Below are 15,699 nucleotides of genomic sequence, written 5' to 3'. Positions count from 1 at the left end.
ATAAAAATGAATAACAATAAATCCAATTCATTATTCGAAAGTAAGCAAGTCAAAGACGCTTTAGTGCAGTCTTTTGTGAAGCTTAATCCGAAAATAATGTTCAAGAATCCGGTAATGTTTACCGTTGAAATCGGAACTGCCATTATGCTTGCCGTGTGTATTGCCATTTTATTTGGCGCACAAGACCAAGGTAGTTTTACATATAATTTCATAGTATTTTTAATTTTGTTAGCAACGCTTTTGTTTGCCAATTTTGCCGAGGCTATTGCCGAAGCCAGAGGAAAAGCACAAGCGGACAGTTTAAGGAAAACACGGGAAGAAACACCGGCAAGACAAGTTTTGCCTAACGGAGAAATCAAAAATATCAGTTCTTCTGAATTGAAGAAAGGTGATGTTTTCATCTGTGAAGCAGGGGATTTAATTGCCACTGATGGTGAAATCATCGAAGGATTGGCGACTATAGATGAAAGTGCGATTACCGGTGAGAGTGCTCCTGTTATTCGGGAATCTGGAGGTGATAAATCATCGGTAACTGGAGGAACAAAAGTATTATCAGACAAAATCAAAGTTATCGTAACTAACGAACCAGGAGAAAGTTTCTTGGACAAAATGATTGCTTTGGTAGAAGGAGCTAGCCGCCAAAAAACGCCTAATGAAATTGCGTTAACTATTTTGTTGGCAGCGTTTACTTTAATCTTCGTGATTGTTTGTGTGACCTTGAAACCGTTTGCTGATTATGCGAATGCGCCGATAACAATTGCTGCATTCATTTCACTTTTTGTTTGTTTGATTCCAACAACGATTGGTGGTTTGTTATCTGCGATTGGAATTGCAGGAATGGACAGGGCTTTGCGAGCTAATGTAATTACTAAATCAGGAAAAGCGGTCGAAACTGCGGGAGATATTGATGTATTACTTTTGGATAAAACAGGAACAATCACTATTGGAAACCGAAAAGCGACTCGTTTTTATCCAGCAAAAGGAATCTCGGAAGACGATTTTATCAAGTCAGCAGTTTTAAGTTCACTTGCTGATGACACTGCGGAAGGGAAAAGTATTGTGGAATTAGCAGGTGCAGGAGTTGCACAAAAACTTTCTATTGAAGGAGCTACTTTAATCAAGTTTACTGCTGAAACGAGAACCAGCGGTGTTGTTTTAAAAGACGGAACCGATATTAGAAAAGGTGCTCAGGATGCAGCAAAAAATATTGCACTGCAAGCCGGAACAATTTTCCCGGAGGATATTGCACAAGCAGTGATTGCTATCTCATCAAAAGGTGGAACTCCATTGGTGGTAGTTAAAAATGGCCAAGTTCAAGGTGTTATTGAATTGCAGGACATTATTAAAACGGGAATGAAAGAACGTTTTGACCGTTTGAGAAAAATGGGTGTAAAAACGGTGATGGTAACCGGAGATAATCCGTTGACAGCTAAATTTATTGCCGAAGCAGCTGGAGTAGATGATTTTATTGCCGAAGCCAAACCTGAGGATAAAATGAATTACATCAAAAATGAACAAGAACAAGGCAAGCTCGTAGCGATGATGGGTGATGGTACGAATGACGCTCCTGCTTTGGCGCAAGCTAATGTTGGTGTGGCCATGAACAGCGGAACTCAAGCAGCTAAAGAAGCCGGAAACATGGTCGATCTGGACAATGATCCCACCAAGTTAATTGAAATCATAGAAATAGGAAAACAATTATTGATGACTAGAGGAACGCTTACTACGTTCTCGATTGCGAATGATGTTGCTAAATATTTTGCGATTGTTCCCGCACTTTTCATCACGGCAATTCCAGCTCTTGAAGGTTTAAACATTATGCGATTGCACAGTCCGGAAAGTGCCATTTTATCTGCTGTGATCTTTAATGCGATTATCATTCCGATATTGATTCCGCTTGCGCTAAAAGGAGTTGATTATAAACCAATCGGTGCGAGTGCCATTTTAAAAAGAAACCTATTGATTTATGGACTTGGGGGATTGATTGTTCCATTTATCGGTATCAAATTAATCGATTTAGTTGTAGCATTATTCATGTAAAATAATACCTAACCCGTTTTTAAAATGGGTTAGGTTTAAAAAATAAAGAAATGAAAAATATATTTTCAATATTAAAATTCACACTATTTATGGTGGTGTTGTTAGCGGTTATTTACCCAATGGCAATTTTTGGAATAGCACAATTGGCTCCCAATAAAGGAAAAGGAGAAACAATTACCGTAAACGGAAAAGTGGTGGGCTATCAAAAAATCGGACAAAAATTCGACAAATCCAACTACTTTTGGGGAAGACCTTCCGCTGTAGATTATAACGCTGCAGGAAGTGGAGGAAGCAACAAAGGGCCGAGCAATCCGGATTATCTGGATTTGGTTCAAAAAAGAATTGACACGTTCCTGATTGCCCATCCTTATCTGAAAAAATCAGAGATTCCTTCGGATATGGTGACCGCTTCTGGAAGTGGGTTAGACCCTAATATTTCTCTGCAAGGAGCTTTGATTCAGGTAAAAAGAGTTGCAAAAGAAAGAAACTTATCAGAGGAAAAAGTAAAAGCTTTGGTCCAAGCCAAAATCAATACACCCGCAGTAATAGGAACTGCAACAGTAAATGTTCTAGAGTTGAATGTAGCCTTGGATGAATTGAAATAAAAATAAAGTATAAAACGCACATTTTTTAGCCCAGATAGAAACGATATCCTTTTTTATTTTTTCTTTAAAAATAAAAAGATACAAGTGGATAGCTGGAAATAGCTTCAAATAATAAATAATGAGGATGAGATTGCTTCGTTCCTCGCAATGACAAAAAAATGAAAAAAATAATAGTTGCAGCTTTAATAGCTTTCGGATTTACAACAGTTAATGCACAAGAAACTGAAAAAATACAAAGTCCCTTCACGTTTTCGGGTTACATAGAAACGTATTACAGTTATGATTTTGGAGAACCAGACAATCATGTAAGGCCCGGATTTATTTACAGTCACAATAAGCACAACGAAGTCAATTTGAATTTAGGATTGGCAAAAGTCAATTATGCTAAAGAAAATGTTCGAGGGAATTTTGCCTTAATGGCCGGAACGTATGCCGAATACAATTTGGCAGCAGAACAGGATTTACTGAAAAATGTATATGAAGCTAATGTAGGTGTGAAAATTTCGTCGAAACATAATCTGTGGGTTGATGCGGGAATTATGCCGTCACATATTGGTTTTGAGAGCGCAATTGGTAAAGATTGCGCCACTTTGACTAGAAGTATTTTGGCTGATAATTCTCCGTATTATGAAGCGGGTGTGAAAATTGGATATACGTCAAAAAGCGAAAAATGGTATTTGGCGGCAATGTATTTGAACGGATGGCAACGCATTCAGAAAATTGAAGGCAATCAAACACCGGCTTTTGGAACACAAGTAACCTATAAACCTACTGCAAAAACAACGTTGAATTGGAGTACGTATGTGGGGAATGAACAACCGGATAATGACAGAAAATGGCGTTATTTTAATAATTTTTACGGACAATTTAAAGTATCCGAAAAGACAAGTTTAACAGCTGGTTTTGATATTGGAGCGCAACAAAAAGTAACAGAAAGTGACGAGTATGATGTTTGGTTTTCACCGATTTTAATAGCGCAATACAAACCGACAACTAAAATCCAATTGGCAGCAAGAGGGGAATATTACGCGGATGAAAAAGGAGTGATAATAGCAACAGCAACACCAAATGGATTTAGAACCTATGGTTTTTCGGCTAATTTTGATTATTTACCTACTGATAATGTCATGTTCAGAATAGAGGCAAGAACTTTAAATAGTAAAGATGATATCTTTTTGAAAAACAATGATCCTAGTAATCAAAATGTATTTTTAACTACATCATTAGCTATTTCATTTTAATTTTTTCTAAAATATAAAATCCTAAAACTAAATTGGACAACGAAAAAGAAAATAATGTCAAACACTTTCTTGATTTAATTCAGAAATCACGTAAAGGAAAGTTTAAAGTCTACATCGGTATGAGTGCCGGTGTAGGCAAAACTTTTCGTATGTTACAGGAAGCACATACGTTATTGAAAAATGGGATTGATGTAAAAATCGGTTATATAGAAACGCATAATCGGAAGGAAACACATGATTTGTTAGAAGGTTTACCGGTCATTCCAAGGCGAACTCTTTTTTATAAAGGGAAACTGCTTGAAGAAATAGATTTGCAAGCCATTATCAATTTGCGTCCTGAAGTAGTTATTGTAGATGAATTAGCGCATACGAATATAGAAGGAAGCAAAAACGAAAAACGTTGGCAGGATGTTCTGGAGATTCTGGAAGCGGGAATAAATGTGATTTCGGCAGTAAATATACAGCATATTGAAAGTTTAAATGAAAACGTCAAAAGCATTACGAATATTGACGTTCATGAACGCATTCCGGACAGTGTTTTGAAATTAGCAGATGAGGTGGTCAATATTGATTTGACTTCAGATGAATTGATTGCCCGTTTGAAAGAAGGTAAAATCTATACCGCAGATAAAATCCCTACAGCGCTGAATAATTTTTTTAAATCCGATCAAATATTGCAATTGCGGGAACTGGCTTTAAAGGAAGTTGCGGGACAAGTGCTTAGAAAAGTGGAAAGTGAAGTACCTAAAAACAGGACTTTTAGACATGAAAAATTATTGGCTTGTATCAGCAGTAACGATAAAACGGCTAAAATTATAATTAGAAAAGCAGCTCGTTTAGCCAGTTATTACAACTGTAAATGGTATGTTTTGTATGTGGAAACTCCAAAAGAAAGCAGCGACAAAATTGCATTAGACAAGCAACGGCATTTAATAAATAATTTCAAATTAGCCATGCAACTTGGTGCTGAAGTAATTAAAGTTCAGAATACTCATATTACAGATGCTATTTTAGAGGTGGTCGATCAAAAACAAATCACCACCGTTTGCATCGGGAAACCGCATTTGAGTTTATTTAAAGTAATTTTATCGACAACTGTTTTCAATAAATTGCTTAACAACTTAACGTCATCTAATATTGATCTTCTAATTCTATCTTAAAATGAAAATTAAAACCAAATTAAACCTGGGCGTTGGATTGCTTTTTCTGATGATAATCATTCTTTCATTAGTAGCGGCATTTTATATTTTTTCGATAAAAAAAGATACAGAAAACATTCTGAAAGCCAATTACAACACTCTGGAATATTCTCGTAATATGCTTCTTTCGTTAGATGAAATTAATGAGAATGAAGAAAAAGCAATTACTATATTTGAAACCAATATTACCAAACAAATTGCCAATATTACGGAGGCTGGCGAAGATAAAGCGACCTATAATTTGCAGAAAAATTTTGATTTTTTGAAAGAAAATAGAACTGATGAAACCTTAAAAAGCCAAATCCGTCAAGACATATTCAAGATTATGAAATTGAATATGAATGCAATAAAACAAAAAAGTGATATTGCTAAACACACAGCAGAGACCGCTAATTTTTGGATTGCAGTAACAGGAACACTTTGCTTTTTGATTGCTTTTAATCTTCTGGTGAATTTGCCCAACAATATTGCCAACCCAATAAAAGAACTCACGGACAGTATCAAAGAAATAGCCAATAAAAACTATTCGCAACGTGTGAATTTTATGAATCACAATGAATTTGGGGATCTAGCCAAATCATTCAATATCATGGCAGAAAAACTGCAGGAGTATAACAATAGTAATCTCTATAAACTTTCATTTGAAAAGAAAAGACTAGAAACCTTAATCAATAATATGCACGACCCAATTATCGGGTTAGACAATCAAGGTTTGGTTTTATTTGCCAATGATGAAGCCTTGAAAATCATTGGATTAAAAACGGAAGAAGTAATTGGAAAACTGGCAACAACTCTTGCTCTGACAAATGATTTGATGAAATCGCTAGTAATAAATGATTTGTCTAACGAAAAACAGAAATCGCTTCCCATGAAAATTTTTGCTGATGGAAAAGAAAGTTATTTCGAAAAAGAAACTCTAAATATTACGATAAAACCAACTGGAGAAGATCAAACTATTGATATTGGCGATGTTATTATTTTGAGAAATATTACTGTTTTCAAAGAACTGGATTTTGCTAAAACCAATTTTATTGCTACTGTTTCACACGAATTAAAAACCCCAATTTCATCCATCAAATTAAGTTTACAATTACTTGAAAAAACAGAAACAGGAACTATTAATGAAGATCAAAAGCAATTAATAGAAAGTATAAAAGACGATAGTCAGCGGTTATTAAAAATTACTGGGGAGTTGTTGGAATTGTCGCAGTTAGAAACAGGAAATATTAAGCTGAATATTGAGAAGAGTAATCCCTATGAAATTATTAATTACGCTTCAGAAGCGGTAAAAGTGCAAGCAGAACAAAAGCAAATTGAGCTAGTTATTGAGACGGAACAAAATTTACCAGATATAAAAGCGGATAGTGAAAAAACTGCTTGGGTTTTGATTAATTTTTTAACCAATGCAATTACGTATTCTACAGAAAACAGTACCATAATTGTAAAACTTAAAAATGAAAACAGTCAAGTTGTTTTTCAAGTAATTGATACTGGAAAAGGTATTGATAACCGTTACAAAACTAAAGTTTTTGATAAATATTTTCAGGTTCCAGGAAGTCATAAGTCAGGAACAGGACTCGGTTTAGCTATAAGTAAAGAATTTATAGAAGCGCAAAACGGAACTATTGGGGTAGAAAGTGAGTTGGGTCTGGGTAGTACTTTTTATTTTAAATTGACAGCGGTTTAAATTTTTCTTTTGAATTACAATAGTTGAAAAATATTTTGCAACACATAGATAAACGTAAATCTTAATGTCATGTTGGAAAAACCAGTCAAATTGACCACCCTATTCCAGTCTAAATTGACCACCAGTTTCGGAGTAAACTGACCACCACTTTCCAGTTCAAATTGACCACCTGATTTTGGGGTAAAATTGGACATCAAAAACTACTAACTCTTTCATGTTGTTAGCACCATACATTCGTTAAAAAAATACGGATTATGGCAAACAAAATAACAGACATGAGTAAAATTAGAAAAGCAATTAAATTCTACTGTAACGGAAAAAGTAAGTTATTCCTAAGTAAGTACTTATCTCTTTCTAGAAATACGGTAAAAAAGTATATTTCTTTATTTGAAGTGCTAGGATTAAGTTTTGAAGTAATTAGTGAAAAACTGGTGCTGAGTTAGAACTTTTGTTCTCACACACTACCGTGTAATCAATCAGTCCCAAACTGCAGATTCTTTATGATTTTTTTCCTAAAATGGAACGCGAACTAAAAAAAGTTGGCGTTACCGTACACCATATGTGGGAGCAATATATTGCCCTAAATCCTAATGGTTACAGGAGCTCACAATTTGGACATTATTACAAAGCATGGAGCAAACGAGTCAATCCAGTGATGCACATGAATCACAAAGCGGGTGATAAAATGTATGTGGATTATGCTGGAAAAACACTCTCCATTATTGATAAAGACACGGTAGAAATCAAAGAAGTACAGTTTTTTGTAGCCATATTGGGAGCCAGCCAATACACCTATGCCGAAGCTTCCATGAGCCAACAAAAGGAAGATTTTGTTACTTCGGTAGAAAATGCTATGCGTTTTTTTGAAGGTACTCCTGCGGCAATTGTTCCGGATAACTTAAAATCTGCAGTAATAAAAAGCAGTCGTTTTGAACCCACAATAAATGAAACCTTGGCTGATTTAGCCGAACATTACCAAACTACAATCTTGCCTGCCAGGGCTTATAAACCCCGAGACAAATCATTGGTTGAAGGAGCTGTCAAGATCTTGTATCGAAGGATTTATGTAAATCTAAAAGAAACTAAATTCTTTTCTCTGGAAGAATTAAACCAGCAAATATGGGATTTATTGGATGCTCATAATAGTCGAAAACTCACAGGACGTCCGTACTCTCGGATAGAATTATTTTTAGAAGATGAGCAACAAAAACTAAGTCCATTACCACAAGAACGTTTTGAAATCAAATACCAATCCTTTGCAACGGTGATGCAAAACGGGCATGTTCAATTAAGTCAGGACAAAAATTACTATAGCGTTCCGTATCAATATGTCAAGAAAAAAGCGAAACTATTGTATACCAAATCAATGGTAGAAATCTATCACAAATACAATCGAATAGCCATCCATCCAAGGAATTACAAACCTTATATCTATACCACAATCCCGGAACATTTAGCCAGCACGCATCAATTTGTAGCCCAGTGGAGTGCTGCCCGCTTCATTGATTGGGCCAGTAGTATTGACGAGTCAGTAGCAGAATATATTATGCAAATAATTGAAAGCAGAAACCATCCTGAACAGGCTTATAAAAGTTGTTTGGGAATATTAAACTTCGAAAAAAAGGTAGGGAAAGAGCGATTAATAAATGCCTGTAAGCGGGCACTTGATTTTAAAATTTACAATTTTAAGACCATCCAAAATATTTTAGAAAACAACTTAGATCATATTGAATTTGAACAAGAACCTGATCAGGAACTTCCAATTCACGGTAACATAAGAGGAAAACAGTATTATAATTAAATCAAAACACAGTAATGATGAATGACCCGAGCGTAAGCGAACAGGCGAAGCAATCCACAGTAACAAAAATGAAACAAATAAAGCTTTACAGCATGCATAATGCCTTTAAAACAGCCATTGAAAGCGGGAAAACTGACCATTACACGCTCGATCAGTTTGTATCGATGCTTATTGATGCCGAATGGGATGAAAGGCACAATCGTCGTATTGCCCGCAGTATCACCAACGCCCGATTCCATTATAAATCAAATATTGAAAATATCAATTTTGACCAAACCCGTAATCTGGATCGAAACACCATACTGCGTCTGGCAGAATGTGAATTTGTAAAAAAAAATGAAAACATTTTAATCACGGGAAGCAATGGTGTAGGCAAAAGTTATTTAGGCACCGCATTAGGTTATCAAGCCTGTATCCAAGGTTTTAAAGTAAGTTATTTTAATACTTCGAAGCTGTTTGCTAAAATAAAAATGGCAAAAGCAGACGGCTCTTATCTGAGAGAATTGGCCAAAATAGAACGGCAAGATGTTATTATATTAGACGATTTTGGACTCCAAGCTTTGGATAGCAGTAACCGAATTACACTTTTAGAGATCATTGAAGACAGGCATAATAACGGTTCTATTATAGTAACCTCTCAGATCCCCGTGCAAGGCTGGTATGACATCATTGGAGAAAAAACAATAGCCGATGCCATTTTGGATAGACTCATACATCAATCTCATCGACTCGAATTACATGGAGAATCTATGAGAAAAAAAAGAGGGATAAACAAAGGGATAAACAAAGGGTAATATTTAAATATATTTGAATACTAATTAACAGATGAAAAAGAGTAGTTTTTAATGAAAAATGGGGTGGTCATTTTGCTCCGGAATTAGGTGGTCATTTTGAATTGGAATCAGGTACTCACTTTAAATTGGAATTGGGTGGTCAATATCACTGGAATTTGCAATGATCTTTAAAATAAGTAAATTTTTATGTTGAAATTTGCGATTTCAACTTATTGTGATTCAATTTCAAATTGTTGATTTTCTAAGGTCATTTTAAATTATATATGTCTCTGCTAATTTGTGTACCTAAAATAAAAGTTTAATTTTACTTTTTTAATATATATAGCAACCTTGCCTGTCATTATATAATAATCCTTCCTAATTATTTTTGGCCCGTTGTTTATAAGAAGAAATTTCCAAAGTCATTTTCATAGATATAAACTCATATTTCCATGTATCAATTTTTAAAAAATATCTTGATGCTTTTTTTAGCATCATTAATTTTAGTTTCTTGTAAACAAAAACAAGGAGACAAAATCAAAGTTGGATTTTCTCAAGCTATGACTACGGACGACTGGCGTAAACAAATGAACATCTCCATAAAAGTTGAAGCTTCTTTACGGCCTGAAGTAGATTTGACTATTAAAGATGCTGATAACAATGTCCAAAACCAAATTGAAGATATTGAAAAATTTATAGCTGATAAAGTAGATGTTATTATTGTATCTCCAATTCAATCTAAACCCTTAACTGCAGTTGTAGAAAAATCGATCAAAGCAGGAATTCCAGTTCTTGTTGTAGATCGAAAAATAGATGGTGAAAATTACTCTGCATATCTTGGAGCTGATAATATTGAAATTGGCAGAATTGCTGCTCGATATATTATTTCGAACAGTAAAGGTTCCGGTAAAATTATTGAAATTACCGGAGCAAGTGGCTCATCGCCTGCATATGAGCGTAGTCTGGGGTTTAATCAGATAATTACTAAAAATAATCGTTTTAAAATTAACGGCACCATTCACGGTGATTGGGAAAAAGAGTCCGTTAAAGTACCACTCAAAACAATTCTTGAGCAAAATCCGGATATTGAATACATTTTTGCTCATAACGACCGTATGGCATTAAGTGCGTGGGAAACTGCTAAAACACTAGGATTAGAAAAGAAAATTAAATTTTTAGGCGTTGACGGACTTAATACGGTGAATGGCGGTATAGAGTTGGTGAAAAGTGACGTTTTAGATGGAACTATATTATATCCGACTGGAGGAAATGAAGCACTGAAATTGGCCTTAAAAATGTATAATAAAGAGCCGATTTCTAAAAATAATATACTAAATACGATTGTTATTGATCAGAATAATGCTGAAATCATCGAAAACCAAATGGATAAAGTTGATCAGCAGCAAGCCGTTATTGAATCACAGCAAAGAGCAATAAAGGTGCAGGAAGGAGAATATGCTTCACAGAACAATCTGGTTCGGTTACTGAGTTTTTTCTTAATGATTATTCTCAGTTTGACGATTTATAGTATTTATTCGACTATTTCTATTTCGAGAAAGAAAAAACAGCTGGAGAATATTAATCAGACTGTAATTGATCAGAATCATGAAATTCAGGAAATGGCAAAAATTGCTGAGAAAAGCAATGAGGCCAAATTGAATTTCTTTACAGGACTCTCTCATGAATTCAAAACACCAATAACGCTGATTATGAGTTATGTGGAGTCATTAATTGAAAACGAAAAAATCAAAGGAACCGCTCTTATTGATGAAGTAAAACTGATTCATAAAAATTCGAATAGATTACTGAGATTAATAAATCAGTTGTTGGATTTTAGAAAAATTGAAGAACAAAAATTCACGTTAAGAGCTTCAAATACTAAGATCTATGACTTTACAAATGAAGTAATGACTAACTTTAAAGGTGAAGCTTCCCGTAGAAATATTGATTTTCAGCTTATTTGTAAAAATAAAAACATGGAGTTGTTTATTGACAGGGGGTTGATGGATAAAGTTTATTTTAATTTGCTTTCAAATGCTTTCAAGTTTACGCCTGATAACGGGAAAATAGCTATTTCAATTAGCGAAAATCAGGACAATACAATTAAAATTAGTTTTAAGGATTCCGGAATTGGAATACCGGAAAATGAATTATCAAATGTATTTAATCCATTTTTTAGAGCTTCAAACAATAATAAAAACAGTTCCGGAATAGGGCTTCATTTGTCAAAAGAGTTTGTGCTTTTGCATCACGGAACAATAGAACTTAAATCGAAGCAGGGAAGTGAGTTTATAATTACTTTACTAAAAGGCAGCAGTCATTTACAGCCTTCTGAAATTATACATAAAGCAGAAAACTTAAATGTAACTCCAAATCTAATAACAGATTATCTTGATGTTGAGCCTGATTTTAGCCAACTTAACGTAAGTTCTCAGTTAGAAAAACATTCTCTTTTAATTATTGAAGATAACATTGATTTGGTTACATTTTTAAAAGCTAAACTATCGAACGAGTATGTAATTAATATCTCTGACGGAAGTGATGCTATTGAAAGAGCAATGGAAATTGTCCCGGATATAATTATTTGTGACATTAATTTGGCAGACAAAGATGGTTATGAAATTAGTAAAGAATTGAAAAAGGATTTACGTACTTCTCATATTCCTATTATTATATTGACGGCACAAAGTAACAAGGAATCTGTTTTAAAAGGATTACAGAGTGGAGTGGATCAGTATCTTACGAAGCCTTTTAGTCTTTCGATTTTAAAACAGTCTATTTCGAGTCTGCTTTTTAACAGAGAAAAACTACGTTATTACTATACGAATAATATCTATCGTATTGAACCTGAGTCTAAATTTGGTAATCAGGAGCAGTCTTTTATTACTAAAATGAATGATATTATTAAATTCAATGTGGAAAACCCTAAATTTTCAGTTGAAGATTTAGCATATAAACTAAGTGTTTCCAGAGTTCAGTTGTATCGAAAGGTAAAAGCGATTATCGGAATTAATATCAGTGATCATATTAATAACGTAAAATTAGAGAAAGCGGCAGAACTTTTAAAGTCCAATAAGATGAATATTTCTGAAATTGCATACTCTCTTGGATTCTCTTCTCCAAACTATTTTTCTACAGCTTTTAAGAATAAATTTGGAATTTCACCAAAGGAATACAAATCTTCCAACTAATACTGGTTTAAAATTGATACAAATCAGGTATCAATTTTAAACCTAATGTAACAAAATCGAAACTACAAGGTTTTCGTAAATATTCTTTATTTTACGTAATCCATTGTAAATAAAGTCTTTGAATTCAGATTATCAAACCCTCAGTAATTGAAGAATTAAATTGTAACATCATTAAAAATAAGTTGTTTTTTTTGCGGATATCTTAGCGATAAGTTTTTAATAAATCTACAATGAACAAGATATTACTTTGGTCCGTCACTGCTGCACTGGCAGGTTTTCTTTTCGGTTTTGATACCGTAGTTATTTCTGGAGCTGATAAACAATTACAGCTTCTTTGGCATTCTTCTGATGCTTTTCATGGATCTGTTGTTATGGCAATGGCACTATGGGGAACAGTTGTAGGTGCTATTTTTGGAGGAATTCCAACCAATAAAATAGGTCGTAAAAAAACACTGTTCTGGATTGGGATTTTATATTTCGTTTCTGCTGTTGGTGCTGCTTATGCAAACGATCCATATGTTTTTGCTGCTTTCAGATTTTTGGGAGGGTTAGGTGTTGGTGCTTCAACTATTGCTGCTCCTGCTTATGTTTCTGAAATTGCTCCTGCAGATAAACGAGGCCGGTTAGTAGCTTTGTACCAGTTTAATATTGTACTAGGGATTTTAATTGCTTTTATCTCCAATTACTTTTTAAAAGATATAGGAGAGAATGCCTGGAGATGGATGATTGGAGTTCAGGCTTTTCCATCAGTAATCTATATTCTTTGTATCCTTACAATCCCGGAAAGTCCAAGATGGTTGTTGTCTAAAAATCGTGATGAGGAAGCACGAAAAGTGTTGTTCCAAATTGATCCATCTGCAAAACTAAGTGACATTATGGATGATTCCAGAGAAAATGGAGTTACGAAACACGAGAATATTTTTATGAAAAAATACCGTTTTCCATTGATGTTGGCTTTCCTTATTGCCTTTTTTAATCAGTTTTCAGGGATTAATGCCTTTTTATATTATGCGCCAAGAATTTTTGAAGAAGCAGGTTTAGGACAAAATACCGCCTTATTAAGTAGTATCGGAATCGGGATTACGAATCTTATATTTACTTTAATTGGAGTGGCATTAATTGACAAATTAGGAAGGAAGTTGTTAATGTACATTGGTTCTGTTGGATATATTATTTCCTTAGGTTTAGTTTCGGCTTCTTTTTATTATGATTGGGGAGGATTGTCAGTACCTACTTTTCTTTTCTTCTTCATTGCTTCGCACGCCATTGGTCAGGGAGCTGTAATCTGGGTGTTTATTTCTGAAATTTTTCCAAATCATATTCGTGCTTCAGGACAAGCTTTTGGGAGTTCAGTACACTGGGTTTTGGCAGCAATTATTCCATCTTTAATTCCGATGTTGTTTACAGAAATTGGTCCAGAGGTTGTTTTCTTGATTTTTACATTGATGATGGTATTGCAGCTTTTGTTTGTAATATTTATGATGCCTGAAACCAAAGGAATTTCTTTAGAAACTTTAAGCGAAAATCTAACTAAAAAATATACCAAAAAAAATGAAATCAAAGAAACATCTACCGCTGGTACTTTGTAGTGCTGTGCTACTTTCAATAGTAAGTTGCAAAACCGCTTCAGTTGTATCGCAAACAACTGCTGGTACAAAAGGGGCTGCCGAAGAGCAAATGTACCGTCCTAATTTTCATTATACACCAAAGAAAGGTTGGATGAATGACCCTAATGGAATGTTCTATGCTGACGGACAATATCATTTGTACTATCAATATTATCCTGATGGAAATAAATGGGGCCCTATGCACTGGGGACATACCACTAGTAAAGACATGATTAAATGGGAAGAACAGCCTATTGCTATTTATCCGGATAAAGATAAATATATTTTTTCAGGAAGTGCTGTTGCAGATATAAACAATACATCCGGTTTAGGAAGTGGAAAAACAGTTCCAATTGTGGCTATTTACACTTTGCATGATATGACAAAGGAAAAAGAAAACAAAATTGATGTAGAGCAGCAGGATCTGGCTTATTCGAATGACAATGGTTTTACATGGCAGAAATTTGAGGAAGGAAATCCTGTTGTGAAAAATCCTGGAATTCGTGATTTTCGTGATCCAAAAGTAACCTGGGATAAAACCCATAAACAATGGGTAATGGTTTTAGCTGCTCAGGATAGAGCTCAGTTTTACAAATCAACAAATCTTAAAAACTGGGAATACTTATCTGATTTCGGAAAAAACATTGGAGCTCATGGAGGTGTTTGGGAATGCCCTGATTTTTTTCAAATGAAAGTGGAAGGTACAAATGAAATAAAATGGGTTTTAATTCAGAGTTTAAATCCAGGTGGAGCTAATGGAGGATCGGGAACACAATATTTTATTGGTGATTTTGACGGAACAACTTTCAAACAAGATGTCAATTTTGCTCAAAGAGTAGAAAAGGAAAAAGCAGTTTGGTTGGATTATGGAAAAGATAATTATGCGGGAGTTACCTGGGATAACATTCCCAGTACAGATGGCAGAAAATTATTTATAGGATGGATGTCTAATTGGGATTATGCACAGCAAGTTCCCACACTTGCTTGGAGAGGGAGCATGACTATTGCACGTGAAATTCAGTTAATAAAAAAAGGAAATGAATATAGCTTGGTTAGCAATCCAGTAAATGAAATCAATAAATATATTTCTAAAACTATCAAAGAAAAATCATTAAAAGGAAAAGAAAAAATCTCCATTGTAACAAGTGAAAAAATAGATTTGACTAAAGCAATTGTAAATTTTGATTTAAAAAATCTAAAACAAGATACTTACACTTTTACGCTTTCTAATACTGCTGGACAATCTTTGACTTTCGGAATTAATAATTCAGATCATTATTTGTTTTTAGATAGAACCAAATCTGGGAAAACGGATTTCTCTGAAAAATTTGCATCTACAATTACCAAAGCAATTTTGGATGGAAACCAAAAAGAAGCAGTTTTTAAAATCATTTTAGACAAAACATCCATTGAAATTTTTTACAACAATGGCGAAAAAGTAATTACCGAAATCTTTTTCTCAAACCAACCGTTTACTGAACTTTCTGTTTCTTCAAATCAAGGAATTGAATTGAATGACATTGTAATTAACCAATTAAATATAAACTAAAACTAA

The 15,699-nt window shown here is 34.2% G+C and carries 11 protein-coding genes; 10 read left to right on the top strand and 1 reads right to left on the bottom strand.

The window, feature by feature from the left end; all coding sequences use genetic code 11:
- Positions 1-6: 6 nt before the first annotated feature.
- The 5 genes from kdpB (at position 7) to IWX80_RS13225 (ending at position 6,772) form a co-directional block, all read left to right on the top strand.
- Positions 7-2,040: a potassium-transporting ATPase subunit KdpB gene (kdpB, locus tag IWX80_RS13245; RefSeq protein WP_196853844.1), complete on the top strand. Its 2,034-nt coding sequence runs from the start codon at positions 7-9 to the stop codon at positions 2,038-2,040.
- A gap of 50 nt (positions 2,041-2,090) precedes the next feature.
- Positions 2,091-2,645: a K(+)-transporting ATPase subunit C gene (locus IWX80_RS13240; RefSeq protein WP_196853843.1), complete on the top strand. Its 555-nt coding sequence runs from the start codon at positions 2,091-2,093 to the stop codon at positions 2,643-2,645.
- A gap of 158 nt (positions 2,646-2,803) precedes the next feature.
- Positions 2,804-3,886 carry a porin gene (locus IWX80_RS13235; protein WP_196853842.1) on the top strand — a complete coding sequence of 361 codons (1,083 nt, stop codon included), beginning with the start codon at positions 2,804-2,806 and terminating at the stop codon, positions 3,884-3,886.
- A 32-nt stretch (positions 3,887-3,918) separates the two neighbouring features.
- Complete coding sequence (locus IWX80_RS13230; protein WP_196853841.1) at positions 3,919-5,046, top strand: sensor protein KdpD; 1,128 nt, start codon at positions 3,919-3,921, stop codon at positions 5,044-5,046.
- Position 5,047: 1 nt separating this feature from the next.
- The gene (locus tag IWX80_RS13225; protein WP_196853840.1) at positions 5,048-6,772 is read left to right on the top strand and encodes an ATP-binding protein; all 1,725 of its coding nucleotides are present in this window, start codon (positions 5,048-5,050) and stop codon (positions 6,770-6,772) included.
- Between the two features lie 14 nt (positions 6,773-6,786).
- Here the strand turns inward: IWX80_RS13225 and IWX80_RS13220 are convergent, their stop codons facing one another.
- Positions 6,787-6,966, bottom strand: coding sequence for a hypothetical protein (locus IWX80_RS13220; protein WP_196853839.1), 180 nt, complete (start codon positions 6,964-6,966; stop codon positions 6,787-6,789).
- Positions 6,967-7,247: 281 nt separating this feature from the next.
- Here IWX80_RS13220 and istA point away from each other — a divergent pair, with 281 nt between their 5' ends.
- The 5 genes from istA to IWX80_RS13195 all read left to right on the top strand — a co-directional run bounded on the left by istA (position 7,248) and on the right by IWX80_RS13195 (position 15,693).
- Positions 7,248-8,573 carry an IS21 family transposase gene (istA, locus tag IWX80_RS13215; RefSeq protein WP_334682362.1) on the top strand — a complete coding sequence of 442 codons (1,326 nt, stop codon included), beginning with the start codon at positions 7,248-7,250 and terminating at the stop codon, positions 8,571-8,573.
- Positions 8,574-8,590: 17 nt separating this feature from the next.
- Positions 8,591-9,367, top strand: coding sequence for an IS21-like element helper ATPase IstB (gene istB / locus IWX80_RS13210; protein ID WP_196853837.1), 777 nt, complete (start codon positions 8,591-8,593; stop codon positions 9,365-9,367).
- 431 nt (positions 9,368-9,798) lie between these two features.
- On the top strand, positions 9,799-12,537 hold the full coding sequence (locus IWX80_RS13205) for a substrate-binding domain-containing protein (RefSeq protein ID WP_196853836.1): 2,739 nt from the start codon (positions 9,799-9,801) through the stop codon (positions 12,535-12,537).
- Positions 12,538-12,767: 230 nt separating this feature from the next.
- A complete protein-coding gene (locus tag IWX80_RS13200; RefSeq protein WP_196853835.1) occupies positions 12,768-14,126 on the top strand; it encodes a sugar porter family MFS transporter in 1,359 nt (452 codons plus the stop codon).
- Positions 14,089-15,693, top strand: coding sequence for a glycoside hydrolase family 32 protein (locus IWX80_RS13195; RefSeq protein ID WP_196853834.1), 1,605 nt, complete (start codon positions 14,089-14,091; stop codon positions 15,691-15,693). The genes IWX80_RS13200 and IWX80_RS13195 overlap by 38 nt, the downstream gene beginning before the upstream one ends.
- Positions 15,694-15,699: the final 6 nt, after the last annotated feature.

Origin of the sequence: Flavobacterium sp. CAN_S2 (assembly GCF_015752255.1) — a bacterium.
GTDB lineage: Bacteria > Bacteroidota > Bacteroidia > Flavobacteriales > Flavobacteriaceae > Flavobacterium.
This window is presented reverse-complemented; position numbering and strand designations above follow the sequence as displayed.

Excerpts from the sequence above, each read along its gene's own strand:
- kdpB (WP_196853844.1), top strand. The coding sequence starts at position 7 with ATGAATAACAATAAATCCAATTCATTATTCGAAAGTAAGCAAGTCAAA.
- IWX80_RS13240 (WP_196853843.1), top strand. The coding sequence starts at position 2,091 with ATGAAAAATATATTTTCAATATTAAAATTCACACTATTTATGGTGGTG.
- IWX80_RS13235 (WP_196853842.1), top strand. The coding sequence starts at position 2,804 with ATGAAAAAAATAATAGTTGCAGCTTTAATAGCTTTCGGATTTACAACA.
- IWX80_RS13225 (WP_196853840.1), top strand. The coding sequence starts at position 5,048 with ATGAAAATTAAAACCAAATTAAACCTGGGCGTTGGATTGCTTTTTCTG.
- IWX80_RS13220 (WP_196853839.1), bottom strand. The coding sequence starts at position 6,966 with ATGTCCAATTTTACCCCAAAATCAGGTGGTCAATTTGAACTGGAAAGT.
- istB (WP_196853837.1), top strand. The coding sequence starts at position 8,591 with ATGAATGACCCGAGCGTAAGCGAACAGGCGAAGCAATCCACAGTAACA.
- IWX80_RS13205 (WP_196853836.1), top strand. The coding sequence starts at position 9,799 with ATGTATCAATTTTTAAAAAATATCTTGATGCTTTTTTTAGCATCATTA.
- IWX80_RS13200 (WP_196853835.1), top strand. The coding sequence starts at position 12,768 with ATGAACAAGATATTACTTTGGTCCGTCACTGCTGCACTGGCAGGTTTT.
- IWX80_RS13195 (WP_196853834.1), top strand. The coding sequence starts at position 14,089 with ATGAAATCAAAGAAACATCTACCGCTGGTACTTTGTAGTGCTGTGCTA.